This is a genomic window from Thiohalobacter thiocyanaticus (assembly GCF_002356355.1).
In the GTDB taxonomy this organism is placed as follows: domain Bacteria; phylum Pseudomonadota; class Gammaproteobacteria; order Thiohalobacterales; family Thiohalobacteraceae; genus Thiohalobacter; species Thiohalobacter thiocyanaticus_A.
This window is the reverse complement of sequence record NZ_AP018052.1, coordinates 2,988,147-3,014,832: the sequence shown is the minus strand read 5'-3', so window position 1 is coordinate 3,014,832 and position 26,686 is coordinate 2,988,147. Positions and strand designations below refer to the sequence as shown.

Annotated in this window: 26 protein-coding genes, 2 tRNA genes and 2 other RNA genes; 18 read left to right on the top strand and 12 right to left on the bottom strand. The window is 66.7% G+C overall.

What is annotated here, in order from left to right; all coding sequences use genetic code 11:
- Window positions 1–43: 43 nt before the first annotated feature.
- From mrdA to CFK21_RS13925, 4 genes are all read right to left on the bottom strand, one after another.
- The gene (gene mrdA, locus CFK21_RS13940; protein ID WP_096367220.1) at window positions 44–1,933 is read right to left on the bottom strand and encodes a penicillin-binding protein 2; all 1,890 of its coding nucleotides are present in this window, start codon (window positions 1,931–1,933) and stop codon (window positions 44–46) included.
- A 22-nt stretch (window positions 1,934–1,955) separates the two neighbouring features.
- On the bottom strand, window positions 1,956–2,447 hold the full coding sequence (gene mreD, locus CFK21_RS13935; RefSeq protein WP_096367219.1) for a rod shape-determining protein MreD: 492 nt from the start codon (window positions 2,445–2,447) through the stop codon (window positions 1,956–1,958).
- Window positions 2,444–3,286: a rod shape-determining protein MreC gene (gene mreC / locus CFK21_RS13930; RefSeq protein WP_231971523.1), complete on the bottom strand. Its 843-nt coding sequence runs from the start codon at window positions 3,284–3,286 to the stop codon at window positions 2,444–2,446. Before mreC ends, mreD begins: the two co-directional genes overlap by 4 nt.
- Window positions 3,287–3,531: 245 nt before the next feature.
- A complete protein-coding gene (locus tag CFK21_RS13925) occupies window positions 3,532–4,587 on the bottom strand; it encodes a rod shape-determining protein (protein WP_096367217.1) in 1,056 nt (351 codons plus the stop codon).
- A gap of 321 nt (window positions 4,588–4,908) precedes the next feature.
- Between CFK21_RS13925 and gatC the strand changes: the two genes are divergently transcribed.
- The 3 genes from gatC (at window position 4,909) to gatB (ending at window position 8,236) form a co-directional block, all read left to right on the top strand.
- Window positions 4,909–5,196: an Asp-tRNA(Asn)/Glu-tRNA(Gln) amidotransferase subunit GatC gene (gene gatC / locus CFK21_RS13920; RefSeq protein WP_096367216.1), complete on the top strand. Its 288-nt coding sequence runs from the start codon at window positions 4,909–4,911 to the stop codon at window positions 5,194–5,196.
- 37 nt (window positions 5,197–5,233) lie between these two features.
- Window positions 5,234–6,688, top strand: a complete 1,455-nt coding sequence (gene gatA, locus CFK21_RS13915) for an Asp-tRNA(Asn)/Glu-tRNA(Gln) amidotransferase subunit GatA (RefSeq protein WP_096367215.1) — start codon at window positions 5,234–5,236, stop codon at window positions 6,686–6,688.
- A gap of 111 nt (window positions 6,689–6,799) precedes the next feature.
- A complete protein-coding gene (gene gatB / locus CFK21_RS13910) occupies window positions 6,800–8,236 on the top strand; it encodes an Asp-tRNA(Asn)/Glu-tRNA(Gln) amidotransferase subunit GatB (RefSeq protein ID WP_096367214.1) in 1,437 nt (478 codons plus the stop codon).
- Between the two features lie 366 nt (window positions 8,237–8,602).
- Here gatB and CFK21_RS13905 read toward each other — a convergent pair whose 3' ends face one another.
- Window positions 8,603–9,016, bottom strand: a complete 414-nt coding sequence (locus tag CFK21_RS13905; RefSeq protein WP_096367213.1) for a Mov34/MPN/PAD-1 family protein — start codon at window positions 9,014–9,016, stop codon at window positions 8,603–8,605.
- Between the two features lie 150 nt (window positions 9,017–9,166).
- On the opposite strand from CFK21_RS13905, the gene CFK21_RS13900 reads away from it, so the two are divergent.
- Window positions 9,167–10,009, top strand: a complete 843-nt coding sequence (locus CFK21_RS13900; protein WP_096367212.1) for an HAD-IIB family hydrolase — start codon at window positions 9,167–9,169, stop codon at window positions 10,007–10,009.
- 104 nt (window positions 10,010–10,113) lie between these two features.
- On the opposite strand, the gene CFK21_RS13895 is transcribed toward CFK21_RS13900, so the two are convergent.
- The 7 genes from CFK21_RS13895 to hemA all read right to left on the bottom strand — a co-directional run bounded on the left by CFK21_RS13895 (window position 10,114) and on the right by hemA (window position 16,071).
- Window positions 10,114–10,737: a DUF2238 domain-containing protein gene (locus CFK21_RS13895; protein ID WP_096367211.1), complete on the bottom strand. Its 624-nt coding sequence runs from the start codon at window positions 10,735–10,737 to the stop codon at window positions 10,114–10,116.
- Window positions 10,734–11,210 (bottom strand): hypothetical protein, encoded by a 477-nt coding sequence (locus CFK21_RS13890; RefSeq protein ID WP_096367210.1) that lies wholly within the window; start codon window positions 11,208–11,210, stop codon window positions 10,734–10,736. Before CFK21_RS13890 ends, CFK21_RS13895 begins: the two co-directional genes overlap by 4 nt.
- Entirely contained in the window at window positions 11,210–11,992 is a 783-nt protein-coding gene (locus CFK21_RS13885; RefSeq protein ID WP_096367209.1) for a HesA/MoeB/ThiF family protein, read from the bottom strand. The genes CFK21_RS13890 and CFK21_RS13885 overlap by 1 nt, the downstream gene beginning before the upstream one ends.
- A gap of 227 nt (window positions 11,993–12,219) precedes the next feature.
- Window positions 12,220–12,627: a hypothetical protein gene (locus tag CFK21_RS13880; RefSeq protein ID WP_096367208.1), complete on the bottom strand. Its 408-nt coding sequence runs from the start codon at window positions 12,625–12,627 to the stop codon at window positions 12,220–12,222.
- A 49-nt stretch (window positions 12,628–12,676) separates the two neighbouring features.
- The gene (gene prmC, locus CFK21_RS13875) at window positions 12,677–13,543 is read right to left on the bottom strand and encodes a peptide chain release factor N(5)-glutamine methyltransferase (RefSeq protein WP_096367207.1); all 867 of its coding nucleotides are present in this window, start codon (window positions 13,541–13,543) and stop codon (window positions 12,677–12,679) included.
- Window positions 13,533–14,618 carry a peptide chain release factor 1 gene (prfA, locus tag CFK21_RS13870; RefSeq protein WP_096367206.1) on the bottom strand — a complete coding sequence of 362 codons (1,086 nt, stop codon included), beginning with the start codon at window positions 14,616–14,618 and terminating at the stop codon, window positions 13,533–13,535. The genes prmC and prfA overlap by 11 nt, the downstream gene beginning before the upstream one ends.
- Before the next feature lie 190 nt (window positions 14,619–14,808).
- Window positions 14,809–16,071, bottom strand: a complete 1,263-nt coding sequence (gene hemA / locus CFK21_RS13865) for a glutamyl-tRNA reductase (RefSeq protein ID WP_096367205.1) — start codon at window positions 16,069–16,071, stop codon at window positions 14,809–14,811.
- Between the two features lie 158 nt (window positions 16,072–16,229).
- Between hemA and CFK21_RS13860 the strand changes: the two genes are divergently transcribed.
- The 14 genes from CFK21_RS13860 (at window position 16,230) to CFK21_RS13795 (ending at window position 26,646) form a co-directional block, all read left to right on the top strand.
- A complete protein-coding gene (locus CFK21_RS13860) occupies window positions 16,230–17,993 on the top strand; it encodes a tetratricopeptide repeat protein (protein ID WP_096367204.1) in 1,764 nt (587 codons plus the stop codon).
- Window positions 17,993–18,598: a lipoprotein insertase outer membrane protein LolB gene (gene lolB, locus CFK21_RS13855; RefSeq protein ID WP_096367203.1), complete on the top strand. Its 606-nt coding sequence runs from the start codon at window positions 17,993–17,995 to the stop codon at window positions 18,596–18,598. The genes CFK21_RS13860 and lolB overlap by 1 nt, the downstream gene beginning before the upstream one ends.
- Window positions 18,585–19,439, top strand: coding sequence for a 4-(cytidine 5'-diphospho)-2-C-methyl-D-erythritol kinase (gene ispE, locus CFK21_RS13850; RefSeq protein WP_096367202.1), 855 nt, complete (start codon window positions 18,585–18,587; stop codon window positions 19,437–19,439). Before lolB ends, ispE begins: the two co-directional genes overlap by 14 nt.
- A gap of 23 nt (window positions 19,440–19,462) precedes the next feature.
- Window positions 19,463–19,537 (top strand) — tRNA-Gln (locus tag CFK21_RS13845).
- Between the two features lie 24 nt (window positions 19,538–19,561).
- A non-coding RNA gene (locus CFK21_RS13840) (RtT sRNA) lies at window positions 19,562–19,695 on the top strand.
- Window positions 19,696–19,719: 24 nt separating this feature from the next.
- Window positions 19,720–19,853: non-coding RNA, RtT sRNA (locus CFK21_RS13835), on the top strand.
- A gap of 118 nt (window positions 19,854–19,971) precedes the next feature.
- Window positions 19,972–20,910 carry a ribose-phosphate diphosphokinase gene (locus CFK21_RS13830; RefSeq protein ID WP_096367632.1) on the top strand — a complete coding sequence of 313 codons (939 nt, stop codon included), beginning with the start codon at window positions 19,972–19,974 and terminating at the stop codon, window positions 20,908–20,910.
- 92 nt (window positions 20,911–21,002) lie between these two features.
- A complete protein-coding gene (locus tag CFK21_RS13825) occupies window positions 21,003–21,638 on the top strand; it encodes a 50S ribosomal protein L25/general stress protein Ctc (protein WP_096367201.1) in 636 nt (211 codons plus the stop codon).
- 24 nt (window positions 21,639–21,662) lie between these two features.
- Window positions 21,663–22,268 (top strand): aminoacyl-tRNA hydrolase, encoded by a 606-nt coding sequence (pth, locus tag CFK21_RS13820; protein WP_096367200.1) that lies wholly within the window; start codon window positions 21,663–21,665, stop codon window positions 22,266–22,268.
- A 10-nt stretch (window positions 22,269–22,278) separates the two neighbouring features.
- Entirely contained in the window at window positions 22,279–23,370 is a 1,092-nt protein-coding gene (gene ychF / locus CFK21_RS13815; protein ID WP_096367199.1) for a redox-regulated ATPase YchF, read from the top strand.
- 62 nt (window positions 23,371–23,432) lie between these two features.
- Window positions 23,433–23,509: transfer RNA gene (locus CFK21_RS13810), tRNA-Met, on the top strand.
- Window positions 23,510–23,553: 44 nt separating this feature from the next.
- Entirely contained in the window at window positions 23,554–24,699 is a 1,146-nt protein-coding gene (locus CFK21_RS13805; RefSeq protein WP_096367198.1) for a cysteine desulfurase family protein, read from the top strand.
- Window positions 24,700–24,907: 208 nt separating this feature from the next.
- Complete coding sequence (locus tag CFK21_RS13800) at window positions 24,908–25,816, top strand: alpha/beta hydrolase (RefSeq protein WP_157745700.1); 909 nt, start codon at window positions 24,908–24,910, stop codon at window positions 25,814–25,816.
- 176 nt (window positions 25,817–25,992) lie between these two features.
- Complete coding sequence (locus CFK21_RS13795; protein ID WP_096367196.1) at window positions 25,993–26,646, top strand: class I SAM-dependent methyltransferase; 654 nt, start codon at window positions 25,993–25,995, stop codon at window positions 26,644–26,646.
- Window positions 26,647–26,686 lie beyond the last annotated feature (40 nt).

Below are 26,686 nucleotides of genomic sequence, written 5' to 3'. Positions count from 1 at the left end.
TGGATAAGTATATTCCTTGTTCGCCTTTGCGGTCCGCGTGTCTTCATGGTTGTCCGTCATTGTCCGTGGATGCCTGTTCCAGAGGATGGTCCGCGAAATAGCGGTCCAGGATCTTGCGCGCGATCGGCGCGGCCACGCCGCTGCCGGAACCGCCGTTCTCCACCACGACCGCCACCGCGATGCGCGGATTGTCGACCGGGGCAAAGGCGATGAACAGGGCGTGGTCGCGCAGGCGGAAGGCGATCTCCTCGGGATCGTATTCGTAGTCCTCCTCCTGCGGCATGCTGAATACCTGTGCCGTGCCGGTCTTGCCGCCGATGCGGTAACCCAGCCCCTCTCCGATGGCGCGGGCCGTGCCGCGCGGCCCGTGCACCACATCGATCATGCCCTGGATGACCTCGTCCCAGTTGCGGATGTCCGAGTGCGGGATGCGCTGGGCCTGGGGCTGGAATACCGGCTGCAGGCCGGGACTGCCGGGTGCGTGCAGCGCCTTGACCAGGTGCGGCTGATAGAAGTCGCCATAGGTGGCGAGTGCCGCGGTGGCGGCGGCCAGCTGCACCGGGGTGGTCAGGTTGAAGCCCTGGCCGATGCCGCTGATCAGGGTCTCGCCCGGAAACCAGGGTTCGTTTCTGGCCCGGCGCTTCCATTCGCTGGAGGGCAGCAGCCCGGGCAGTTCGCCGACGATATCGATGCCGGTGCGTTCGCCGAACCCGAACTGTGCGAGAAAGTCGTGCATGCGATCGATGCCCAGCGAGCGGGCCAGGTCGTAGAAATAGACATCGCAGGACTGCACGATGGAGTCGTGCAGGTCCATGTGGCCATGGCCGCTGCGTTTCCAGTCGCGATACAGGCGTTCCTTGCCGGGCAGGGTATAGAAGCCGGGGCAGAAGACATGGCTGTCCGGACGGATCACGCCCAGTTCCAGCCCGGCCAGACCGACGAAGGGCTTGAGCGTGGAGCCGGGCGGATACTGGCCGCGCAGGGCGCGGTTGAACAGGGGCTGATCGGGGTTGCGCTGCAGCGCCTGGTAGCGGTCGTATTCGATGCCCTTGACGAAGGGGTTGGGGTCGAAGCCCGGCAGGCTGACCAGCGCCAGCACCGAGCCGTCGCGCGGGTTTATGGCCACCGCCGAGCCGTTGAATTCGCCGAAGGCGGCCTCGGCGGCGGCCTGCAGTCGGGCGTCGAGGGTGAGATAGAGGTCGCTGCCGGGGAGCGGGGACTGACGTTCGAGTACCCGCAGGGTGCGGCCCTGGGCATTGGTTTCCAGCTGCTGGTAGCCGACCGTGCCGTGCAGGACGTCCTCGTAGGTCTTCTCGATGCCGGTCTTGCCGGTATGGGTGGTGCCGCGGTAGTTCTTCTCGTCCAGTACCTGCAGGTCGTTTTCGTTGATGCGACCGACATAGCCGACGGCGTGAGCGGCCTGGCTGCGCAGGGGATAGTGGCGGGTCAGGCCGGCCTGGATGTCCACGCCCTGGAAGCGATGCCGATTGATGGCGAAACGGGCCACTTCCTGGTCGTTGAGATGCAGCCGCAGCGGCACGCCCTCGAAACGGTGCATGCGCTGGCGCAGGCGGTGGAAACGCTCGAGGTCCTGCGCCCGGATCTCGATCAGCTCGCCCAGCCGGTCCAGGGTGGTATCCAGGTCATCGACCTGTTCGGGGACGATGTCCAGCCGGTAGGAAGGCAGGTTCACGGCCAGCAGCACGCCGTTGCGGTCGAAGATCAGTCCACGGGTGGGAGGCACAGGCTCGATGCGGACCCGGTTGTCCTCGGACAGGGTACGGAAATGCTCGTGGGAGACGATCTGCAGATAGGCCAGCCGGCCCAGCAGGACCAGCAGCAGCAGGAAGACGACCAGGATGGCGGCCAGGGTGCGACGCAGGAACAGGCGGCTTTCCTGGAGGTTGTCCTTGAGTGTGATCCTGCGTGCCACGGATGTTGGTCCCGGTGCCGGTTCAGCTGACGTGGAAGGCGCGGCGCAGCCCCCGCAGCAGCACGAACACGGCCGGCCACAGGGCCGCGCCCACCACCGAGGGCAGCCAGTACAGCCAGGACTGGATCGGCCGGCCGATGATGCCGTTGATCCAGAAGATGATCAGCTGGGCCAGCATCAGCAGCACCAGGATGCTCAGGCTCTGCTGCCACAGGGGGTGCAGACGCAGTCGCTGGTGCAGGTTGATGATGAGGTAGCTGGCCACGGCATAGGCCAGGGCATGCTGACCCAGCAGGGTGGCGGTGAGCACATCCTGGAACAGCCCGGTCAGCCAGGCGATGCCCACACCGATGCGCTGCGGCAGGGCCAGGCTCCAGTACAGCAGGATCAGCAATGCCCAGTCCGGGCGGTAGAGTTCCAGCACGCGCGGCAGCGGCACGATGCCGAGGACCAGGCCGATCAGCAGGCTGAGCAGGATCACGCCGCCGCCCTGGTGTCGAACCAGTGTGCTCATGGTGTCGATTCCCCGGCAGGTTCGTCTGCGGCCGGTTCCGTTGCGGCCGGATCCATGCCGGCCTCGCCCTGGGACCAGACCAGCAGCACCTCGCGGCTGCGATTGAGTTCGGCCAGCGGCCGGGCGAAGACCTGAGCAAAGGACTCGCCCGGGTCGCGGATCACGCTCTGTACCTCCGCCACCGGGTAGCCGGGGGGGAAGCGGCCGCCGAGTCCCGAGGTGATCAGCAGATCACCGGATTCGATGTCGGCGTTGTTGGGCAGATAGGGCAGGGACAGGCTGGTCAGTGAGCCGGTGCCCAGGGCGATGCTGCGCAGGCCGTTGCGGTTGACCTGCACCGGTACGGCGTGGGCGGGATCGGTGATGAGCATGGCGGTGGCGGAAAAGGGCCCGGCCTGGATCACCTGCCCCATCACCCCATTGGCATCGACCAGTGGCTGGCCGGTGTAGAGATCGGCATAGCGCCCCTTGTTGAGCAGAATCTGGTGGCGATAGGGGTCCAGGTCCACGGCCATGATCTCGGCGATCAGGACCCGTTCACGGACCTTGAAGGAAGAGTCCAGCAGTTCACGCAGGCGCAGATTTTCTGCCTCCAGCGCCTCCAGTTTCTGCAGTTCCGCCTTGAGAATGAGCTGCTCGGTGCGCAGGCGGGCGTTTTCCTCCTGCAGCGTCCGGCGGCTGGAGAGGGTCTCCTGAAACCAGTCCTGGCTGGCCGCCGGCAGATCGACCAGCCATTGAATGGGGAAGACCACCACCGACAGGGCCGAACGCAGGCTGTCCAGATGCTGCTGGCGCTGATCGAGGGTCATCAGGAGGATGGAGGCGAAGACGAAGACCACCAGCCTGGCAGTCAGGGAGGGGCCTTGTGTGAAGATGAGTTTGATGGTTCCGTGCTCCGCGTGTCCGGGTGTTGGACCAGCAGTAATGGTACCTGTCCGGGGCGGGATGGGCTATATGGGTAGAGCACTCAGCAGTGTTTGACGGTGAACTTCTCCCCCTTGATGGGGGAGGCCGGGAGGGGGTGAATGTCAATCAACGCACCCCCGCCTCAATCCTCCCCCATCAAGGGGGAGGAGGTTAGAGGTCACCCCTCCAGCGAGAATACGTCCCCGCCGCGCTCGTCCATCATCTCCAGGGCGCGGCCGCCGCCGCGGGCCACGCAGGTGAGCGGATCGTCGGCGACCACCACCGGCAGGCCGGTTTCCTCCATCAGCAGCCGGTCCAGATCGCGCAGCAGGGCGCTGCCGCCGGTGAGCACGATGCCGCGCTCGGCCACGTCCGCGCCCAGTTCCGGCGGGGTCTGTTCCAGCGCCGTCTTGACCGCGCTGACGATGCCGGACAGCGGCTCCTGCAGGGCCTCGAGGATCTCGTTGCTGTTCAGGGTGAAGCTGCGCGGCACGCCCTGGGCCAGGTTGCGGCCCTTGACCTCCAGTTCCTTGACCTCGTTGCCCGGGTAGGCCGAGCCGATCTCGTGCTTGATGCGTTCGGCGGTGGATTCGCCGATCAGGGTACCGTAGTTGCGGCGCACGTAGTTGATGATGGCCTCGTCGAAACGGTCGCCGCCGATGCGTACGGAGGAGGAGTAGACGATGCCGTTCAATGAGATCACGGCCACCTCGGAGGTGCCGCCGCCGATGTCCAGCACCATGGAGCCGCTGGCCTCGTCGACCGGCATGCCGGCGCCGATGGCTGCGGCCATCGGCTCCTCGATCAGGTAGACCTCGCGGGCCCCGGCGCCGGCGGCCGATTCCTTGATGGCGCGGCGCTCGACCTGGGTGGAACCGCAGGGTACGCAGATCAGCACCCGCGGGCTGGGCCGGAAGAAGCGGCCCTCGTGCACCTTGTGGATGAAGTGCTGGAGCATCTTCTCGGTGACGGTGAAATCGGCGATCACGCCGTCCTTGAGCGGGCGGATGGCGGTGATGTTGCCCGGGGTGCGGCCGAGCATGCGCTTGGCCTCGATGCCGACGGCGGCGATGCTCTTGGGGCCGCCCGGGCCGCGGTCCTGACGGATGGCGACGACGGAGGGCTCGTTGAGCACGATGCCGCGCCCGCGGACATAGATTAAGGTGTTGGCCGTGCCCAGGTCGATGGAGAGATCTTCCGAGAAGATCCCGACGAGACGTTTGAAACCCAGCATTGGTTGGTGATGCCTCCGCGAATTTCGGCGTACTGTAGCAACGGGTGGGGGTTTGGGCAAGACAGCTGTCGGCAGGCTGAGGCCGGCATCACAATGATTTCGCTGAAAAGCGGGGGCGCGCGATCGGTCCGGGAGCAGAATAACGCCTTTTCCCTGACAGGGGGGTGAGCAAGGCGGATCCGCCATGCATCACCCTCCCCTCGGTCGCCTCCCGTCAAGGAAGGGGAGAGGCTGGACAGCCTGGCGCTACACCCCGGGCCCGGGGTGTGTTAATTTTCGCGTTTCCCGCAAGCCTGATCAGTCATTCAAGGAGTCGTCCTCATGGCCCTGAAGCCAGCGGAAGTGGAAAAGATCGCGCATCTGGCCCGGCTGGCCATCGATCCGGCCGATGTCGAGGGCTATGCCCGCAACCTGTCCGATATCCTGGCCTTCGTCGAGCAGCTTGAAGCGGTGGATACCGGCGATGTGACCCCGATGGCGCATCCCCTGGAGGCGACCCAGCGCCTGCGCCCGGACGCCGTCACCGAGACTGATCAGCGCACGCACTTCCAGGCCAGCGCCCCGGCCGTCGAGGCCGGCCTGTACCTGGTGCCGCGCGTCATCGAGTAAGACGGTTCGAATTTCAGCGATCAGCAACGGATACCCCATGCATACCAAAACCCTGGCCGAACTGGCCCGCGGTCTGCGCGACCGGTCCTTCTCCAGCGAGGAACTGACCCGCCACTATCTCGAGCGTATCAAACGCCTCGATGGCGGGCTCAATGGTTTCATCACCCTGTGCGAGGACGCCGCCCTGGCCCGGGCGCGCGAGGCCGACATCCAGCTGGCCTCCGGCAGACCCGGGCCGCTCACCGGCATTCCCTTCGCCCACAAGGACATCTTCTGCACCGACGGGGTGAAGACCAGCTGCGGCTCGCGCATGCTGGACAACTTCATCGCCCCCTACGACGCCACCGTCACCGCCCGCTTCAAGCAGGCCGGGGCGGTCATGCTGGGCAAGACCAACATGGATGAGTTCGCCATGGGCTCGTCCAATGAAACCAGCCACTACGGTCCGGTAAAGAATCCCTGGGATACGAATACCGTCCCGGGCGGTTCCTCCGGCGGCTCGGCCGCGGTGGTCGCCGCGCGCCTGGCGCCGGCGGCCACCGGCACCGACACCGGCGGCTCCATCCGCCAGCCGGCGGCCCTGTGCGGCATCACCGGGCTGAAGCCCACCTATGGGCGGGTGTCGCGCTACGGCATGATCGCCTTCGCCTCCAGCCTGGACCAGGCCGGCCCCATGGCCGCCAGCGCCGAGGACGCCGCGCTGCTGCTGCAGGTCATGGCCGGTTTCGATCCGAAGGATTCCACCTGCGTGGACCGGCCGGTGGACGACTACAGCGCCGGTCTGAACAACGACCTCGAGGGTCTGAGGATCGGCCTGCCGAAGGAATATTTCGGCGAGGGGCTGGACACCGGCACGGCGAAGGCGGTGGAGGCCGCCATCGCGGAGTTGAAGAAGCTCGGTGCCGAGCCGGTGGAGATCAGTCTGCCCAATGCCGGCCTTGCTGTGCCCACCTATTATGTGGTCGCCCCGGCCGAGTGTTCCTCCAACCTGTCGCGCTTCGACGGCGTGCGCTTCGGCTATCGCTGCGAGAACCCGCGTGACCTGGAGGACCTGTACAAGCGCTCCCGCGGCGAGGGCTTCGGCCCCGAGGTCAAGCGCCGCATCATGATCGGCACCTACGCCCTGTCGGCCGGCTACTACGACGCCTATTACCTCAAGGCGCAGCAGGCGCGGCATCTGATCGCGGACGATTTCCGGGCGGCGTTCGAGCAGGTCGACGTCATTGCCGGTCCGACCGCCCCGAACACGGCCTTCCGCCTCGGCGAGAAGGTGGACGACCCGGTGACCATGTACCTGTCGGACGTGTTCACCATCGCCGTCAACCTGGCCGGCCTGCCCGGCATGTCGATCCCGGCCGGCTTCGTCGAGGAACTGCCGGTGGGGCTGCAGCTGATCGGCAACTATTTCGACGAGGCCCGGTTGCTGAGCGTGGCGCACCGCTACCAGCAGGTCACCGACTGGCATAGGCGCGTGCCGAAGGGCTATGAGTGATTTGCGGAATTCGGATTTCAACGCAGAGACGCAGAGGCGCAAAGTCTTATACAAGTATTCTTTGCGTCCTCTGCGTCTCTGCGCCTCTGCGTTGAATTGAGGATTTGAGTTATGGAATGGGAAGCAGTCATCGGGCTCGAGATCCACGCCCAGCTGGCGACGAAGAGCAAGATCTTCTCCGGCGCCTCCACCGCCTACGGCGCGGCGCCCAACAGCCAGGCCTGCGCGGTGGACCTGGGCCTGCCCGGGGTGCTGCCGGTGCTGAACGAGGAGGTGGTGCGCATGGCAGCCAAGTTCGGCCTGGCCACGCATTCCACTGTTGCCCCGCGCTCGGTGTTCGCGCGCAAGAACTACTTCTACCCCGACCTGCCCAAGGGCTACCAGATCAGCCAGTACGAGCTGCCCATCGTCCATACGGGGTATCTCGATATCGAGCTGGATGACGGCGAGACCAAGCGCATCGGCATCACCCGCGCCCACCTGGAGGAGGATGCAGGCAAGTCGCTGCATGAGGGCTTCCATGGCGTCACCGGCATCGACCTCAACCGCGCCGGCACCCCGCTGCTGGAGATCGTCTCCGAGCCCGACCTGCGTTCGGCGAAGGAGGCGGTCGCCTACATGAAGAAGCTGCACTCGCTGGTGCGCTACCTGGAGATCTGCGACGGCAACATGCAGGAGGGTTCCTTCCGTTGCGACGCCAACGTCTCCATCCGGCGCCGGGGCGAGCACCGCTTCGGTACCCGTGCCGAGATCAAGAACATCAATTCCTTCCGTTTCGTCGAGCGCGCCATCAACTTCGAGATCGAGCGCCAGATCGAGGTGCTGGAATCCGGCGGCGCCGTGGTGCAGGAAACGCGTCTGTACGATGCCAGCAAGGACGAGACCCGCTCCATGCGTACCAAGGAGGAGGCCAACGACTACCGTTACTTCCCCGATCCGGACCTGCTGCCGGTGGAGCTCGATGAAGCCTTCATCGAGGCGGTGCGCAACAGCCTGCCGGAGCTGCCCGATGCGAAAAAGAGCCGGTTCATGGAGCAGTACGGCCTGTCCGCCTATGACGCCGGCGTGCTGACCGCCAGCCGCGAGATGGCCGACTATTACGAGGCTGTGGTCGCCGCCGCGCAGGTGGACGGCAAGCTGGCCGCCAACTGGGTCATGGGCGAGTTGTCGGCCGCGCTGAACAAGGACGGCATCGAGATCGAGGATTCGCCCATCGACGCCGGCGGCCTGGCCGGGTTGCTCGCGCGCATCCACGACAACACTATCTCCGGCAAGATCGCCAAGACGGTGTTCGAGGCCATGTGGGCCGGCGAGGGCGATGCCGATGCGGTCATCGAGGCCAAGGGCCTGAAGCAGATCACCGATACCGGCGCCATTGAGCAGATGATCCGCGAGGTGATCGCCGCCAATCCGGAACAGGCTGAGCAGTACCGCTCCGGCAAGGACAAGCTGTTCGGATTCTTCGTTGGCCAGGTGATGAAGGCCTCCAAGGGCAAGGCCAATCCGGGTGAGGTCAACAAGCTGCTCAAGCAGCTGTTGAATGAATAGTTGCCTGCGCGACAGCAACACACAGGACGCGGAGACGCAGAGACGCAAAGCTTCGTGAAGCGGAGCGGTATTGGGTGTATCCCGTCGGTGTACTCTCCTGTTCCGTCATTCCGGCGCATGCCGGAATCCAGAAACCGCGGTGGTCAATGGATCCCGGCATGCGCCGGGATGACGGGATTCCTGGGTAGTCCGTAGGCCGGAATAAGGGCTGGATGCCCGTTTCCGGCATTATCCGCGTTGCCGGGAAAGTTGCGCTTATCCCGGCCGGCGAACTCTTCCGGTGGTCACCGGCAGGAGATTGCCACGCCGCTGACGCAGCTCGCAATGACAGGGAATCCGCCAGGTTTGTTCGCGTTCATTCGCGGCTCACGCAATAACGATTACCGCTTCTCTGGCATCACCGCCTCGAATCCACCAGCCCCTGACCTCGGGCGCATCCCGGTCCTGCAGTGAAATGATCAGATTCAGCGCCTCCGGGTAGGCGGCCTGCTCGATGTCTGTGGTCGAGGGGCGCGCCGGTGCGTCCGGATGGGAATGGTAGATGGCGAACAGCGTCTCGCCTTTCTCGCGCATGGTGCGCATGGCGGCGATCTGACCGGCCGGATCGAGTTCGAAGCGCGACTGCGGATGCTGCGCGACATTGGCAACCGGATAGATGTCATAACCGGCCTCCGGCCGGTGTCCGATCAGGCCGCAGACCTCCACTTCCGGCGTGGTCAGCGCTGTCTCCAGTAGCGGCTTGATCAGGGAAGAGGGCAGGGTGATACTGCGCGCAGGCATGATGTTCCGTTCTCTGAATATTTTTTGTGAGCATCGTAGGTCGGGTTAGTCCGAAGGGCGTAACCCGACATTGGGTCCGGATTCGTTGGGTTACGGCGCAGTTGCGCCTAACCCAACCTACAAGCCGCATGATAGTCCACGGAGTCCAAGATGTCCGAACGCCTGCTGCTGTGCAGCGATCTCGATCGCACCCTCCTGCCCAACGGCAATCAGCCCGAATCCCCCGAAGCGCGGCCGCGCCTGCGCCGACTGGCGCAGCACCCCGAGCTCATCCTGGCCTATGTGTCCGGCCGTAACATCGATCTGATCGAAGCGGCCATCGAACAGTATCACCTGCCGCACCCGGCCTATGCCCTGGCCGATGTCGGCACCTCCATCTACCGCTGGCAGGGCGGCGACTGGCGCCTGTGGGAGAGTTGGCGGCAGAAGATCGGCCATGACTGGCGGCATTACCGCAACCACGATCTGCGTCCGCGCCTGGACGACATCGAGGAACTGGCGCTGCAGGAGGAGACCAACCAGCACGACTACAAGCTCAGCTACTACGCCATGCCGGACCTGGTCGACAGCGGGGTGCTGCTGGAGCTGCGCCGGCGGCTGCGCGAGCTGCATATCGATTTCGAGATCGTGTGGAGCGTGGACGAGACCAGCAACACCGGCCTGCTGGACATCCTGCCGGCCAGCGCCACCAAGCTGGGGGCGGTGCGTTTTCTGATGCGGGAACTGGACCTGGGCCGGCATCACACCGTGTTCGCCGGCGACAGCGGCAACGATCTGAACGTGCTGACCAGCGACATCCCCGGCGTGCTGGTGGCCAATGCCACCGATGCCGTGCGTGAGCAGGCATTGCGCGAGGCCGGGGCGCGCAACCAGGCCGCAGGCCTGTACTGTGCCGCCGGCGACTTCATGGGCATGAACGGCAACTACAGCGCCGGGGTGCTGGAGGGGCTGGTGCATTTCCATCCCGAGACGCGGGGGTGGCTGGGGGGCTGAGTCGGGCGGTGGGAACGCGGAGCCGGGTAGGATGGGTGAAGGCGCCTGGCGCCGTAACCCATCTTCATGTACATGCCGATGGGTTGCGCTTCGCTCCACCCATCCTACCCTCTGGCGGCCAACTGCCGATCATGCACCCGCGACAGCGTCAGCAGCGCCACCGCCGCCCCGAGCAGCGCCAGGCCCATGTCCGACTGGGTGTCCCACACATAACCCTGGGTGCCGAGGAAGGATTCGGCGGCCTGTTCGTTGACCAGGGCCGCCCACCATTCGATCAGTTCATACAGGGCGCTGATGGCCAGGCAGATGGCCAGGATGAGGGGGGCGAGCCAGCCGCGCACACGGATGACCTCGAACCGCAGCAGGATCTCGCGGGCGACCATGGCCGGGACGAAGCCCTGCAGGAAATGCCCCAGCTTGTCGAAGTTGTTGCGCGGCCAGCCGAACCAGTCGCCGATGACATCGAAGACCGGCACCCGGGCATAGGTGTAGTGCCCGCCCACCATCAGGATGATGGCGAACAGCAGGATCAGGCCGTAGGCCAGCGGGGTGAGCGGGAAATGCCTGCGGGTGGCGATCAGCACCGCCAGGCCGAGCATGGCCGGCAGTACCTCCATCCACCAGGTCAGGCGGTCGTAGGGTTCGATGCCTGACCACACCAGCACCCCGACATAGATTGCCAGCCACAGCCAGCCGGTGGGGCCGGGCAGGAACCGCACGGCCTTCATTGATCCCAGTCCAGCAACTCGCCTCCAGGCGCGGCGCGTTCCCATTGGGCATACAGCACCTGCCAGTCGCCGCCGGTGCGTCGCAAACTGAGTTCGAGGCGCCGGCTGTCGAAGGCCAGGCGTCCGGTGTCGGCCGTGCCCAGCCACAACGCGACCTCGGCCCGGTCGGGGGCGGGAAAGCGGATATCCCGGATGCGGGTCAGCAGCTTCGGTTGCCGGTAGCGCAGAAACAGCAGCCGCAGACGGTTGAGGACCGCGGCGCGGTCGTTGCCGCGGCTGTCGCTGTAGTCCGCGGCGATATGGTCCCTGAACAGGTCCAGGTCGCGGTCCTGGGCGGCCTGCTCGGCGGCAGCGATCAGTTCGCGGATGGCGGCTTCCGGATCCGAGGGTGCTTCCCCGCAGCCGCTCAGGGCGAGCAGCAGAAACAGTGCCGCCAGCGGGCGGGCGAATCGGGCTGTCGCGGGTTGGCGCATCAGCCGGTGCCGGCCGGGTGGGCGGGTGTCTGCACGCGGGTCCCGCTGCACACCGGGCAGTCCGGGTCCGGATGCAGTTTCAGGGTGCGCAGTTCCAGACTGCGGCCATCGAGGATCAGCAGGCGGCCGTCCAGGGGCTCGCCGAGCCCGGTCAGCACCTTGATCGCCTCCAGCGCCTGCAGGCTGCCGATGATGCCGACGATCGGCGCCAGGATGCCGTTTTCGGCGCAGGTCTGTTCGGCCTCCGTGCCGTCGCGGTACAGACACTGATAGCAGGGTCCGGCGGCGAGATCGCCCCGGAACACGCTCAGCTGACCCTCGTAGCGGATGGCCGCGCCCGAGACCAGTGCTCGTCCGGCCTGCCAGCAGGCGGCATTCACGGCGAAGCGGGTGGCGAAGTTGTCGCTGGCATCGACCACCAGGTCGGCCGCGGCGACCGCCGCCTGCAGGGCGGCGTCTTCCAGCCGTTCAGCGATGGGAACGACCCGGGTGTCCGGGTTGATGTCCGCCAGTCGCTCACGGGCCGAATCCACCTTGGGCCGGTCCAGGTCGCGCTGGCCGTGCAGGATCTGGCGCTGCAGGTTGCTTACATCGACCCGGTCCGGATCGGCGATGGTGAGTCGGCCCACGCCGGCCGCGGCCAGGTACAGGGCGGCCGGGGAGCCCAGTCCGCCGGCGCCGATAATCAGCACATGTGCGTCATTCAGCCGCTGCTGCGCCTCGACACCGAAGTCGGGCAGCATGATCTGGCGGCTGTAGCGCAGGAGTTGATCGTCGTTCATGGGGAGAGTAAACGGTTGCGATATTGCGGGATGGTAGCCCCGGGCCGATCAAAGGTGAAGGGGCGGCAGTATGACAATGCAGTTTAAGGGGAAGATGTATGCCAGCCCGCATGAGTCGTATTTCACCTTACCCGTCATTCCCGCGAAGGCGGGAGTCCAGTGCCTGGCAGGGCAAACGCGCGTTGGATCCCCGCCTTCGCGGGAATGACGAAGTAAGTGCAATAGGATCAGAGGTAACGCCGCCAGTGTTCCGGCCGGCCGTCGCGGCAGCCGTGCGGTCGCTGCTGGTATTTCTCGATGAACACGGCCTGGGTGCAGTTGCCGCGGCCGCGCAGGCAGCCCAGCTGTTCCTGCTGGGCCTGTTCGCTGTAGTAGTAGAGGGCGCGCTTGAGCTTGATCATCAGGTTGTTGTCCAGATGGAAGCCCAGTTCCACCAGCAGTTCCTCGATGACCTGCAGGGTGAGCAGGGTGACGTCGTAGCTGACGTGCAGGAGTTCGGGCTGGGCCGGGTGGATGTGGAGCACGCCTTCGACATTGCTCAGGATGAGTGCGGCCGCCTGGGCCTGATGCGGCTCATGGTGGGGGCCGCGAAACAGGATCTCGCGGTGCTTGATGTGTTCCTGCAATTCGCTCATGGCTCCATGCTAGCCGGGTCGGGGCAGGAATCAAGCAGAATTGCCCGCTTCAGCCGCTGCCGGGGTGGCGGGCCGCCGTGGCGCGCGGCTGGCCGGCCAGGTCATGACGGCACTGGATGTCGATAAACCCCTTTTCCCTCAACAGGCTGGCGACGCTGTCGGCCTGGTCGAAGCCGTGTTCCAGCACCAGCCAGCCGCCGGGCTCCAGGTGCTCCGGCGCCTGCATGATCAGCTGTTCGAGAGCATCCAGACCGGCGGCGCCGGCGGCCAGGGCGCGGCGTGGTTCGAAGCGCACGTCACCGGCATCCAGATGCGGATCGCGCTCGGCCACATAGGGTGGATTGCTGACGATCAGCTGGAAGCGCCGGCCGGCGACCGGCGTGAACCAGTCGCCCTCCAGCAGTTCCAGGTTATCCACCCCGAGACGCTCCCGATTGCGGCGGGCCACGGCCAGGGCGGCGGAAGAGATGTCGATGGCGGTCACCCGGCAGCCGGGGCGTTCCAGAGCCAGCATCAGGGCCAGCGCCCCGCTGCCGGTGCCGAGGTCCAGCAGCGCCCGGTCGGCCCCGACCGGGATCTGCTCCAGCGCCAGTTCCAGGGTGATCTCGGTCTCGGGCCGCGGGATCAGGGTGTCGGGGCTGACTTCGAGTTCCCGCGACCAGAATTCGCGCCGCCCCAGCAGGTGGGCGATGGGATGCCCTGTCAGCCGCTGCTCCAGCAGGGCCTCGGCCTGCTGCCATTCTGATTCGGTGAGCAGGTCCTCGCCATGGGCATAGAGATAGCTGCGCGGCCGAGTCAGTACATGTCCTAACAGGATCTGGGCGTCCAGGCGCGGGGAGTCGCTGCCGGCCTCGTGCAGGCGCTGCGTGGCCCGGCGCAGCCAGTCCTGCAGGGTCTGGGGAACATCACTCGGCATGGATGGCGGCGAGTTGATCGGCCTGGTATTCGCTGATCAGCGGGTCGATCACCGGGTCCAGGTTGCCGGCCAGGATCTCGTCGAGTTTGTGCAGGGTCAGGTTGATACGGTGGTCGGTGACCCGGCCCTGAGGGAAATTGTAGGTGCGGATGCGCTCGGAGCGGTCGCCGCTGCCGACCAGGCTGCGCCGTGTCTGCGCCTGTTCGCTGGCGCGGCGGTCGCGCTCGATCTGTTCCAGCCTGGCCGCCAGCAGCGACAGGGCCCGGGCCTTGTTCTTGTGCTGGGAGCGCTCGTCCTGGCATTCGACCACGATGCCGCTGGGCAGGTGGGTCAGGCGCACGGCCGAGTCGGTGCGGTTCACGTGCTGGCCGCCGGCGCCGGAGGCGCGGTAGGTGTCCACGCGCAGGTCGGCGGGGTTGATGTCCACCGCTTCGGCTGCCTCCAGTTCCGGCAGTACCGCCACGGTGGCGGCCGAGGTGTGGATGCGGCCCTGGGATTCGGTCTCCGGCACGCGCTGGACCCGGTGGGCGCCGGATTCGAACTTGAGCCGCGAGTAGGCGCCCTGGCCGACGATGCGGGCGATGACCTCCCTGTAGCCGCCGTGTTCGCCCGGGGATTCGCTCAGAATCTCCACGTTCCAGTGATGCGTCTCGGCGTAGCGGCTGTACATGCGCAGCAGGTCGCCGGCGAAGATGGCGGCCTCGTCGCCGCCGGTGCCGGCGCGGATCTCGAGGAAGATATTGCTGTTGTCGTGCGGATCCTTCGGCAGCAGATGCTTCTGCAGTTCCAGTTCCAGCGCCTCGAGCCGTTCGGCGGCCGCCCGGCGTTCCTCGCCGGCCATTTCCCGCACCTCCGGGTCCGGGTCGTTCTGCATTTCCTCAGCGCTGTCCAGGTCGGCCCGGGCCCGGCGATAGTCGCCGTAGCACCTGATCACCGGCTCCAGCTGGCTGTATTCCACCGACAGGCCGCGGAAACGGTTCTGGTCGGCGATGATCTCGGGCTGGGACAGCAGGGCGCCGACCTCCTCGAAGCGGTCGCTGAGCTGATCGAGCTTTTTCCGGATCGAATCCTTCATGCGGGTATGCCCGCATATCGCGCAGCTATCCGGTTTCTCCCTTTCCCTCTCCCACCGCTCGCTTTGCGAGCGGTCCCCCCTCTTCCGCTGTGCGGGCGAGGGAAGGTCGCAGGTGGCCTGCGGCCACCGGTTCCTGGGTAGGGCCGGGGTGAGGGTGTCGGGGTAGCAGCGACAGTGAGGGCGCGTAGTGTCATTTCCCGGACTCGTCCAGCCCGAACAGCTCGCGTGCCGCCTCGATCAGTTCGGCGCGGCCATCGTAGCCGGCCTGGCGCAGATTGGCGCTGGGGGCATGCAGCAGCTTGTTGGTCAGGGTATGGGCCAGAAACTCCAGCACCGCTTCGGGTTCCCGGCCCTGGCGCAGCTGGGCCAGGGCCTTGTCCAGGACCTCCCGGCGGCTGGCATCGGCCCGGTCGCGGCAGGCACGGATGGTCTGCACGGCGTCCAGCGAGCGCAGCCAGCCATAGAAGTGTGAAGCCTGCACCTCGATGATCTCCTCGGCCTGATGGGCCGCCTCGCGGCGCGACTTCAACCCCTCCTGGATCACCTGCTGCAGGTCGTCGATGGTGTAGAGGTAGACGTCCTCGAGTTTGCCGACCTCGGGTTCGATGTCGCGTGGCACGGCGATGTCGACCATGAACACCGGCTTGTGCTTGCGAGCCTTGAGTGCGGTCTTGATCGTGTCGCGCCGCAGCACCGGGGTCTGGCTGGCGGTGGAGGCGATGATGATGTCGGCCTCGGCCAGATGGGCGGGGATCTCGTCCAGGGCGATGGCGTAGCCGTTGAACTGGCTGGCCAGGGCGTGGGCGCGTTCGACCGTGCGATTGGCGATGATCATGCGGCCGAGCTGCTGCTCGTGCAGGTGGCGGGCCGCCAGTTCGATGGTCTCGCCGGCGCCGATCAGCAGGGCGGTGGTCTCGCCGAGATCACCGTAGATCTGGCGGGCCAGGCGCACCGCGGCGAAGGCCACCGAGACCGGGCTGGCGCCGATGGCGGTGTCGGTGCGGATCTGCTTGGCCACGCTGAAGGTGTGCTGGAACAGGCGGTTGAGCAGGTGCGAGACCGTGCCCGCCTCGCTGGCCGCCTGGAAGGCATCTTTCAGCTGACCGAGGATCTGGGGCTCGCCCAGGACCATGGAGTCCAGCCCGGAGGAGACCCGCAGCAGGTGCTTGACCGCCTCCAGGTCCGGATGCACATAAACGTAGGGCTGAAGCTGGTCGCGCCCCAGTCGATGATAGGCGGACAGCCAGTCCAGCAGCTGCTGGTGTCCGGTCTGGTCCAGGTGGCAGTAGATCTCGGTGCGGTTGCAGGTCGACAGGATCGCCCCTTCCTGCACCATGGGCAGGGCGGTCAGTTCGCGCAGGGCCTCGGGCATGCGCTCGGGCGGAAACGCCACGCGCTCGCGGATATCGACCGGTGCGGTGCGGTGATTGATGCCGAGTGCGATCAGGGACATGGAAGGGCTGGTGGATGCAGTCGAACCGGAAATTCTGCGGGATATGCCGGGGGATTACAAGAAACCCCTGAACGGCCGGAGGGGCGTGGCTTGATAGAAATCGGTCGGCAAGTCGTCGTACACTGAGGTTTGGATTACGCATTGGCACAATACCCCAGATGAAGACTTCCGTTTCGATCCCGGCCGGATTGCTGGCCGCGCTGCTGCTGGGCGGCTGCCAGCACCTGGAACCCCTGGCGACGGCCCCGGAGGCCGCCGGGCCGGCCACCGAGACCGCGCCCGGGGCGGAGGCCGTCCAGCCAGTCGCGCCGCCGTCGGCCGCGGCCCCGGCCGTGGCCGAGCTTTCCGGCGATGTCCTGTTCGATATCCTGCTGGGGGAGATCGCGGGGCAGCGCAACCGGCTGGATGTGTCGGTGGAGCACTATCTGCGGGCCGCCGAGTCAAGCCGCGACCCGCGCGTGGCCGAACGGGCCCTGCGTATCGCCGCCTTCGCCAAGGATGAGCGGGCGGCGCTGGCCGCCTCGCGGCGCTGGGTGGAACTGGCGCCTGACAGCCTGGATGCGCGCCAGTCGCTGGCGGTGCTGGCGCTGCGCGCCGGCATCGAGGATGAGGCCTTCACCCAGCTGGAGCAGATCATCACCGAACTGGGCGCCGGTGACCAGGCCTTCACCGCGATTACCGGCCTGCTGGCCCGCGACGAGGACCGGCAGGCCGCGCTGCAGCTGATGCAGCGCCTGGCGCAGCAGTATCCCGACCTGCCCGATGCCCAGCTGGCACTCAGCCGTCTGGCCCAGCATGCGGGCAGGCCCGAGGTGGGCTTGGCCGCCGTGGAGCGGGCCCTGACGCTGCGTCCCGACTGGTCCGAGGCCCTGATCCAGCGGGCCCGGCTGCGGGTCCAGGACGGAGAGCAGGAGCTGGCGCTGCAGGAACTGGCCGCGGCGGTCCAGCGCCAGCCCGACTCCCTGCCGGTGCGCATGACCTACGCCAGGCTGCTGCTGGAGGCGCGTGAATTCCAGGCGGCCGAACAGCAGTTCCGGCAGGTGGTCGAGCAGGACCCCGAGCACCTCGATGCGATCTATTCCCTGGGCCTGCTGGCACTGGAAGCCGAACGTTACGATGCCGCCGGGACACGCTTCGAACGGCTGCTCGAACTGGGCGGGCGCACCCAGGAGTCACGCTACTATCTGGGGCGGATCAGCGAGGCGCAGGACGCGCCCGAGTCGGCGATCGAATGGTATGACCGGGTGCGCGAGGGCGACTATCTGCTGGATGCCCAACTCCGCTCGGCCCGGCTGCGGGCGCAGCTGGGTGAGGTGGAGGCGGCACGACGTCAGCTGCACGGCATGCGGGTACGCAATCCCGAGATGGCCGTGCAGCTGTATATCGCGGAGGGCGAACTGCTGGTCTCAGTGGGGGCGGAACAGCAGGCGATGGATCTGTACGACTCGGTGCTGGAAAACATGCCGGATAACCCGGACCTGCTCTATGCCCGCGCTCTGCTGGCGGAGAAGCTGGGCAACCTGGAACAGACCGAGCAGGATCTGCGCCGGGTTCTGGAGGTCGAGCCGGACAACGCCCATGCCCTCAATGCCCTGGGTTATACCCTGGCCGATCGCACCGACCGCTATGGTGAGGCCCTGACCTATATAGAGAAGGCCCTGGCGCTGCGGCCCGAGGATCCGGCCATCCTCGACAGCATGGGCTGGGTGCAGTACCGACTGGGCAACCTGGAGCAGGCCGAGGCCTATCTGCGCCGGGCGCTGGAGCAGGCGCCGGACGGGGAGATTGCCGCCCACCTGGGCGAGGTCCTGTGGCAGCAGGGGCGCCGGGCCGAAGCCCGCGAGGTGTGGGAGGCCGCGCTCGAGGCCGGGTCCGACAATCCGGTGCTCGAGCGCACCATGCAGCGTTTCCTCCAGCCCTGATGCCGATGTCTGCGCCCGGTGCCCTGCTCCGGTTCGCCGGCCTGGTGCTGGTGGTTGCGCTGACCGGCTGCAGCGGGCTCGCCACCCGTGAACCGGCCCGGGTGCCGGCCGCGGACACCTGGACCCTGGAGGGACGCATCGCCCTGCGGCTGGAGGACGAGGGCTGGCATGCCAGCGTCGTCTGGCAGCAGCGCCCGGGCAGCTATCGTCTGCGCCTGCAGGGGCCGCTCGGCCAGGGGGCGCTGGAACTCAGCGGCAGTGCAGCGGGTGTGATCCTGGAGCGGGCCGACGGTCGCATCAGCCAGGCCCGCGATCCGGATATCCTGTTGTACCAGGAGACCGGCTGGCAGCTGCCGGTCAGCGGTCTGCGCTACTGGGTGCGCGGCCGGCCGGTACCGGACATCGGGACCCGCAGCCGCCGTGACGACCAGGGGCGGCTGGTCGAGCTGCATCAGGCCGGCTGGGATATCCGCTATACCGATTTCTTCCAGACCGGTGCCCTGCCGCGCAGGATCGAGCTGGTCAATGGCGAGGTGCGGGTCAAGCTCATCATTGATCAGTGGCAGCACCTGCCGGCCGCAGACGAGGCGGATGATGCGAGCTGAGTCCGGCTGGCCGGCGCCGGCCAAGCTCAACCTGTTCCTGCACATCACCGGCCGCCGGCCGGACGGTTACCACACCCTGCAGAGCCTGTTCCAGTTCCTGGATCAGGGCGACCGGCTGGAGTTCTCCCTGACCGAAGCCCCTGCCATCCGACTGCTCACACCCATGCCGGGTGTCCCTTCGGATCAGGACCTGACGGTGCGCGCCGCCCGCCTGCTGCAGCAGCGGGCCGACGTGAGGCGGGGGGTGGAGATCCGGCTGGACAAGCGGCTGCCGCTCGGCGGCGGCCTGGGCGGCGGCAGTTCGGATGCCGCCACCACCCTGGTCGTGCTGAACCGGCTGTGGGAAGCCGGACTGGACGAGGACGAACTGGCCGCCCTGGGCCTGCAGCTGGGCGCCGACGTGCCGGTGTTCGTGCGCGGCCGCGCCGCCTGGGCCGAAGGAGTGGGGGAGCGGCTCACCCCGGTCGAGGTGCCCGAGCCCTGGTACCTGGTGATCGTGCCCCCGGTCAGCGTCAGCACTGCCGCGGTGTTCCAGCATCCGGAATTGACACGGGATTCCCGCCCAATCACAATATCCGACTTTCTCGCGGGCCGGTCGCGCAATGACTGCGAGGCCATTGTGCGTCAGCTCTATCCCGAGATCGCCGCTGCGCTGGACTGGCTGAACGGCCGGACGCGGGCGCGTCTGACCGGGACCGGCGCCTGCGTGTTCGGTGCCTTCCGCGATCACGCAGCGGCACTGGCGGCGCAGCAGGCCCTGCCCGCCGGCTGGGAAGGCTTCATCGCCCGGGGCTGCAACCGCTCGCCGCTGCATGCCGCACTGGCAGCGGACCGGATGTGAACCGTCGCTTTGCCATTGAACATTGGGGCGTCGCCAAGCGGTAAGGCACTGGTTTTTGGTATCAGCATGCGCAGGTTCGAATCCTGCCGCCCCAGCCAAACAACGATTCGCGCAGCGAATCTATAGAAACACCGGGCGGCAGGATGAGAACCTCAAGGTTCGACTTGAGCGCGCAGCGCGAAAGAACGGCGCAGCGCAGCGGAGCCGGCCCCGCAGGGGCGAGGCCGCAGGCCGAGTAATCCTGCCGCCCCAGCCAAACAACGATTCGCGCAGCGAATCTATAGAAACACCGGGCGGCAGGATGAGAACCTCAAGGTTCGACTTGAGCGCGCAGCGCGAAAGAACGGCGCAGCGCAGCGGAGCCGGCCCCGCAGGGGCGAGGCCGCAGGCCGAGTAATCCTGCCGCCCCAGCCAAACACATCACCGGTCAGCGGCCGAGCCGCTGGCCGTTTTTTAACCGGCCGCATCAATGAACCGGATGGTCACTGCAGACAACAGACGAGGTGGGATGGTGCCTGATGTCGACGGCCGCATGATGGTCTTCGCCGGCAACGCCAATCCGCAGCTGGCGCAGAACATCGTCAACCATCTGCGTATTCCGCTGGGCAAGGCGGTGGTGGGCCGGTTCAGCGACGGCGAGGTGATGGTCGAGATCATGGAGAACGTCCGCGGCAAGGACGTCTTCATCGTGCAGCCGACCTGCGAGCCGACCAACGACAACCTGATGGAACTGCTGGTCATGGTCGATGCGCTGCGCCGCTCCTCGGCCGCGCGCATCACCACCGTGATGCCCTATTTCGGCTACGCCCGCCAGGACCGGCGGCCGCGCTCGGCGCGGGTGCCGATCACCGCCAAGGTGGTGGCCGACATGATCTGCAAGGTCGGCGCCGACCGGGTGGTGACGGTGGATCTGCACGCCGACCAGATTCAGGGATTCTTCGATATCCCGGTGGACAATGTGTATGCCTCGCCGATCCTGCTCGGCGACATCTGGCGCAACAAGCACCCCGATCTGATGGTGGTGTCGCCGGACGTGGGCGGCGTGGTGCGCGCCCGGGCCCTGGCCAAGCGCCTGGACGACGCGGACCTGGCCATCATCGACAAGCGCCGTCCGCGCGCCAACGTCTCGCAGGTGATGCACATCATCGGTGACGTCGAGGGCCGCGACTGCGTGCTGGTTGATGACCTGGTCGACACCGCAGGCACCCTGTGCAAGGCGGCCGGCGCGCTCAAGGAGCACGGCGCCTCGCGGGTGGCCGCCTACTGCACCCACCCGGTGCTGTCGGGGCCGGCGATCAAGAACATCGAGGGCTCGCAGCTCGACGAGTTGGTGGTGACCGACACCATCCCGCTGCGCCCCGACGCGCAGAAGTGCTCGCGCATCCGCCAGCTCAGCATCGCCGAGATGCTGGGCGAGACGCTGCGGCGCATCAGCGAGGAAGAATCCGTCAGTTCGCTGTTCATGGACTGACGCCGGACAGGCCCGGCCTGTCCGTTACGGCCTCCCCTGGTCGCGGGGGAGTAAACGCAACGCCGCCATGGGCGGCAACCGGAGTGCAAAACATGAGTATCTCATTCGAACTGGACGCCGAGCTGCGTTCCGACAAGGGGAAAGGTGCGAGCCGCCGCCTGCGTCGGGCCGGCAGACTGCCGGCGATTCTCTACGGCGGCAGCGAGCCGCCCATGCCGCTGACCCTGGATCACGACAAGGTCCTGCACAGCCTGGACTACGAGGCCTTCTACTCGCACATCCTCAAGGTCAAGGTCGACGGCAAGCCCCACAGCTGCGTGCTGCGTGATCTGCAGCGCCATCCCTACAAGCCCACCCTGGTGCATGTGGACCTGCAGCGCGTCAGCGGCGAAGACACCATCCACATGCTGATTCCGCTGCACGTGGTCGGCCAGGAAGCCTCCCCCGGCCTGAAGGCCAGCGGTCTGCTGACTCACGAGCTGACCGAGGTGGACATCACCTGCAAGGCCAAGGATCTGCCCGAGTACATCGAGGTCGATATCTCCGGTCTGGGTCTGAACGAGGCCATTCACCTCTCCGATCTGAAGCTGCCGGCCGGCGCTCAGGTCACCGAGCTGCTCAAGGGCGAGGAGCACGACCTGCCGGTGGTGACCATCCATCCGCGCAAGGGCGGCGGTGACGAGGAAGAGGTCGAAGGCGAGGCCGCCGAGGGTGAGGGCGAGGCCTGAGGCCGACCCCGCGGAGCCATACGCGTGTCCGCTGTCGCCCTCATCGTCGGGCTCGGGAATCCCGGTGCCAAGTACGACCAGACCCGGCATAACGCCGGGTTCTGGTTTCTGGACGGGCTGGCCCGGCGCTTTCACTGCACGCTGAATCCGGAGAATCGCTTCCAGGGCGAGGCCGGACGCTGCGACATCGACGGCGCCGACTGCCGGTTGCTCAAGCCGACCACCTTCATGAACCGCAGCGGCCAGTCGGTCGCCGCCCTGGCCGGTTTCTTCAAGATCCCGCCCGAGGCCATCCTGGTGGTGCACGACGAGTTGGACCTGGAGCCGGGCACCGTACGGCTCAAGCGCGGCGGCGGCCACGGCGGCCACAACGGCCTGCGCGATCTGATAAGTGCGCTGGGCAGCAGGGAGTTTCTGCGTCTGCGCGTGGGCATCGGCCATCCCGGGCATCGCGACGACGTGGTCAACTATGTGCTGAACCGGCCCAGTTCCGAAGACCGCATCGCCATCGATGCCGCCATCGAAAGCGCCCTGCTCGAGGTGCCGAAAATCGTCAGTGGCGATCTCGATGCGGCCATGAACGCGCTGCATCGCCCGAACTCCGGCGGTGATACCGCCATCAACGGTTGAAGTCACTCATATGGCAATCCAATGCGGTATCGTGGGCCTGCCCAATGTCGGCAAGTCCACCCTGTTCAATGCCCTGACCCAGGCCGGCATCCAGGCCGAGAACTATCCCTTCTGCACCATCGATCCCAACGTGGGCGTGGTGCCGGTGCCCGATCCGCGCCTGGATAAACTGGCCGAAATCGTCAAGCCGCAGCAGGTGCTGCCGGCGACGGTGGAGTTCGTCGACATCGCCGGCCTGGTGGCCGGCGCCTCCAAGGGCGAGGGCCTGGGCAACAAGTTCCTGGCCAACATCCGCGAGACCGACGCCATCGCCCATGTGGTGCGCTGTTTCGAGGACGAGAACGTCATCCATGTGGCCGGCCGCATCCACCCGCTGGAGGACATCGACACCATCAACACCGAACTGGCGCTGGCCGACATGGAAAGCGTGGACAAGGCGCTCACCCGCACCGCCAAGGTGGCCAAGAGCGGCGACAAGGAGGCGCGGGCGAAGCTGGAAGTGCTGGAGAAGGTCAAGGCGCATCTGGATGCAGGCCATCCGGTGCGCTCGCTGGAACTGACCGAGGACGAGCGCAAACAGCTGCGCGACCTGCACCTGCTCACCATCAAGCCCACCCTCTACATCGCCAACGTGGCCGAGGACGGGTTCGACAACAACCCGCATCTGGAAGCCGTGCGCGAACTGGCTGCGAACGAGGGCGCCGAGGTGGTGCCGGTGTGTGCCGCCATCGAGGCCGAACTGGTGGCCCTGGACGCCGAGGACCGGGCCGCCTTCCTGGACGAGCTGGGCCAGGACGAGCCGGGTCTGAACCGGGTCATCCGCGCCGCCTACCGCCTGCTGGGCCTGCAGACCTATTTCACCGCCGGGGTGAAGGAGGTCCGCGCCTGGACCATCCGCGTGGGCGACACCGCCCCACGGGCCGCCGCCGCCATCCATACCGACTTCGAGAAGGGCTTCATCCGCGCCGAAGTCACCGCCTACGACGACTTCATCGCCTGCAACGGCGAGCAGGGCGCCAAGGAGGCCGGCAAGCTGCGCCTGGAGGGCAAGGACTATGTGGTCAGGGACGGCGACGTGATGCATTTCCGCTTCAATGTCTGAGGCGGGCCCGGGAGTGGACATCCGTCCCGCAAACCCCTAGAATTCCGCCTCTTCCCGAATACGGCTACGTAGCTCAGCTGGTTAGAGCACATCACTCATAATGATGGGGTCCCCTGTTCGAATCAGGGCGTAGCCACCATTTTCGTTCACATTCTCTGCGCATTGGCGGCATAATCGCCGCCCATGTCCGTTCCGATCTATCTCGACTACAACGCCACCACCCCGGTTGCCCCCGAAGTGGCCGAAGCCATGCTGGCGTATCTGCGCGAGCATTTCGGCAATCCGTCCTCCGATCATGTCTATGGCCGGCGCGCCGCCCAGGCGGTGGCCGCGGCCCGGGAGGCCGTCGCCGGTCTGATCGGTGCACCGGCCGGGAGCCTCTGTTTCACCGGCTGCGCCACCGAGGCCAACAACCTGGCCCTGCGCGGCGTGGCCCGGGCGCTGCGCGAGTCGGGCCGGCACCTGATCATCTCCGCGGTGGAGCATCCTTCCGTGATCGGGCCGGCCGAGCGGCTGCGTGCCGACGGCTGGGCGGTTACAGTACTCCCGGTGGATGAGTGCGGTCAGGTGGACCCGCAGGCGCTGGAAGCGGCCCTGCGCCCGGACACGGTGCTGGTGTCGGTGATGCTGGCCAACAACGAGGTCGGCACCCTGCAGCCCGTCGCTGAACTGGCTGCGCTCACCCGGCCGCGCGGCATCCTGCTGCATACCGATGCCGCCCAGGCGGTGGGCAAGATCCCGGTGAACGTGGACGATCTGGGCGTGGACCTGCTGACCCTGGCCGGGCACAAGTTCTACGCCCCCAAAGGTGTGGGAGCGCTGTATGTGCGGCCCGGCACATCCATTGAGCCGCTGCTGGTCGGCGGCGGTCAGGAGCAGGGGCTGCGGCCGGGCACCGAGAATGTCCCTCACATCGTCGCCCTGGGCGCGGCGGCGCGTCTTGCCGCCACATCACTGGTTGCCGAGGCCGAACGGCTGCAGGGCCTGCGCGACCGGCTGCACGCCCGGCTGCAGGCAGCCATTGCGGGGCTGCGACTCAACGGCCATCCCGATCAGCGCCTGCCCAATACCCTCAATCTGTCCTTCCCGGACGTCACCGGCCGCGCCCTGCTGGATGCGGTCGCGGACAGTATTGCGGCCTCGGTCGGCTCGGCCTGCCATGAGGACAGCGCGACGGTCAGCGGCGTGCTGGCCGCAATGGGGCTGTCCCCGGCGCGGGCGCGGGGGGCGGTGCGTCTGTCCGTGGGGCGGTTCACGGCAAACGGGGATATCGACCGGGCGGCGGACGTGTTGCGGCAGGCGCATGCCAGGCTTTCCGCACGGGACTGATTTACCGGGCTGAGGCGTCTACCCTGTAATGAGTGCCGCGCCGCCCGTTTCTGAAGCGCTTTGACCCAAAGGGGCATCGTAGGATGGGTGGAGCGAAGCGCAACCCATCGTGGCGTGGTCAATCGATGGGTTACGGCGCAGACGCCTTCACCCATCCTGCGCCTGACACGAATCTATACACCTGGGAAGACCGAATAAGGAGATGATGATGAGAGTCCACACCCTCTGGCGCGCTGCTATCCTGAGCCTGATCGCGCTGGCATTCAGTCCGGCGCAGGCCGAGGAGGTCAAGCTGGAACACGACGGCCTGACGCTAAACGCCGAGCTGGAACTGGCGCCGGGAAGTGAGTTGGCCGACGGCGTGATCCTGATGACCCACGGCACCCTGGCCCATGCGCGCATGGGTATCATGCGCGGCCTGCAGAACGTGTTCAGGGAATACGGCTACAACACCCTGGCCATCAACCTGGGGCTGGGGATCGACGACCGTCACGGCATGTACGACTGCGCGCAGACCCACACCCACAGGCACACCGATGCCCTGGACGAGATCGGGCTCTGGCTGGACTGGCTGCGCGAGCAGGGCGCGGGCCGGGTCACCCTGCTGGGTCATTCGCGCGGCGGCAACCAGACGGCCTGGTACGCGGCCGAGCGCGACATGAGCGATGTGAATGCCGTGGTGCTGATCGCGCCGATGCTGTGGGACGAGGAATATGACCGCAAGGAATACAAGGACCGCTATGAAGTCGAGCTGCAGCCGCTGCTCGACCGGGCCCGGGGACTGGTCGAGGACGGCAAAAGCGGCACCCTGATGGAAAGCGTGGACTTCCTGTATTGCGAGAACACCACGGTCAGCGCCGGGGCCTTTCTCAGTTACTACGCCCCCGATCCGCGTCGCGACACGGCCCACCTGGTGCCGGAGATCGAGGCGCCGGTGCTGGTCATCGCCGGCACGGCGGATACGGTCGTCCCGGGCGTGGAAGAGGCCATGGCGCCGGTGGCCGAGGCGGACGGAATCAGCCTGACGGTGATCGAGGGCGCCGATCACATGTTCCGCGACCTCTACTGGTATGACGTGGCCGAGGCCGTCGAGGGTTTTCTGTCAGCGCAGGAGTAAAGCGTGCAGATCGGGCCGGCGCAGCCTGAGCCGGTGCTGTGCAAACACCGTCATCCCCGCCTTCGCCGGGATGGCGGAGGGACGGAGGTCTGGTTCTGGAATGGTATCCGTTCTTCTGGAATGAATGTTCGGGTACCCATCGTTCCATGTGACTCCGTGGACAACCGACCTTCGGCATGACACACGATCCAGCTGACTATGAAGCCTGGTATCACAGCCCGCGCGGACGCTGGATCGCCGGGCGCGAGGCCGCACTTATGCTGCGGCTGCTGCGTCCGCAATCCGGCGCCAGTCTGCTGGATGCGGGTTGCGGTACCGGGCACTTCAGCCGCCGCTTCGCCGCCGCCGGCCTGGCAGTCACCGGGGTGGATCCGGATCCGGCCATGCTCACCCAAGCACGCGCACTTTCCACCGGCCTTGATCTGGATTATGTCCGGGCCGATGCCCGCGCCTTACCCTTCCCCGATGCCAGCTTCGATTACGCCGCTGCAGTGACCAGCCTGTGCTTCGTGCCGGAGCCGGTGCGGGCGCTGCGGGAACTGTGGCGGGTGAGTCGCCGTGGCCTGGTGCTGGGACTGCTCAACCGCCGCAGTCTGCTGTACCGTGGCAAACACGACCGTGGGAGTTACCGCGGCGCCCGCTGGGATGACTGGCGACAGGTGCGACAATGGCTGGCTGTGCTCGAGCCGGCCCCGGTGTGTGAGCGTCAGCGCACGGCAATCTTTTTCCCCGACGGGGGATTGCCGGCGCGGCTGGCCGAGGCGATGCTGCCCGGTATGCTGCCCTGGGGCGGATTCCTGGCCGTGCATATTGCCGGGCGGAAGGTGTAGGCTCAGGCGGGACGCAGCGCCCGCATGATGTGTCATCACG